2 protein-coding genes are annotated in these 1,154 nt (G+C 64.7%); both read right to left on the bottom strand.

From position 1 onward, the window contains the following. On the bottom strand, nt 1-483 hold a 483-nt coding region (locus tag ACIHIX_RS47880; protein ID WP_399966979.1), incomplete at its 3' end, for a carbohydrate ABC transporter permease. Beyond that, nucleotides 480-1,154, bottom strand: a 675-nt coding sequence (locus tag ACIHIX_RS47875; protein WP_399966978.1) for a carbohydrate ABC transporter permease, incomplete at its 5' end; no start/stop codon positions are given. The genes ACIHIX_RS47875 and ACIHIX_RS47880, both read right to left, overlap by 4 nt.

The following is a 1,154-nucleotide window of genomic DNA, read 5'->3' as shown; positions in this document are numbered from 1 at the left end:
GTGGATGAGGACCAGGCCGAGGGCGGAGTCGTAGAGCTTGCCGCTCGTGGTGATGCCGGGCAGGTCGATCAGGAGGTAGAGCCGGTAGAGGGGGGTGATGATGACCTGCTGGGGGAGCAGGTTGCCTGCGGTGAAGATCAGGAGCAGGGCGAGGTTGAGGCGGAAGTCGAAGCGGCTGACGTAGAAGGCGACCATCGAGGACAGCAGCAGCGTCAGCAGCACGGCCGGGACGGCGATCAGCAGGGTGTTGCCGAAGTAGTGGAGCATGTCGGACTGCTGGAAGGCGTTGGTGAAGTTGTCCAGGCTCAGCTTGTCGGGCCAGGACACATACCCCTTCTCGCTGGTCTCCGCATACGGTCGCAGGGCCGCGAACAGGGCCCACAGCAGCGGGGCGAGCCAGGCCAGCGAGGTGACGATGAGGAAGGTGTGCAGCAGGATCCGGGCCGGGCGGACCGGCTTCCTTCGCAGAGCGATTCCACTCATGCGCGTCGCTCCTTCCGGAAGGTCGTGATCAGGTAGGGGACGATCACGGCGAGGGAGATCACCAGGAGCACGACGGCGATGGCGGAGCCGTATCCGATGCGGCTGGACTCGCCGATGATGTTGTTGGTGACCAGGATGGAGAGCAGTTCGGTGCCCTGGGCGCCCTTGTTGAAGACGAAGACGAGGTCGAAGGCGCGCAGGGCCTCGATGATGGTGACGACCAGGACGACGGTGTTGGTGGGGCGCAGGGTGGGGAAGATGACGTTCTTGAAGGTCTGCCACTCACCGGCGCCGTCGAGTGCGGAGGCTTCGCGCAGGGCGGGGTCGACGCTTTTGAGGCCGGCGAGGTAGAGGATCATCATGTAGCCGGCGTGGCGCCAGGAGGCGGCGACGAGGATGGCCCACAGGTTGAGGTCGGGGTCGCCGATCCAGTCGATGTAGTGGCCGGGGGTGTTGGCGCCGATGACGCTGTTGATCAGGCCGGTGTCGGGGTTGTAGATGAGCTGCCAGACGAACCCGATGACGGCCATCGACATGACGACGGGCAGGAAGAACGCGGTCTGGTAGACGCGGCTGAACCGGATCTTCTTGTCCAGCTGCACGGCCAGGAACAGGCCGAACGGGGTGGGCAGCAGGATCAGCACCACGAACCAGATCACGTTGTGCTGGAC

Origin of the sequence: Streptomyces sp. NPDC051913 (assembly GCF_044593635.1) — a bacterium.
GTDB lineage: Bacteria > Actinomycetota > Actinomycetes > Streptomycetales > Streptomycetaceae > Streptomyces.
This window is presented reverse-complemented; position numbering and strand designations above follow the sequence as displayed.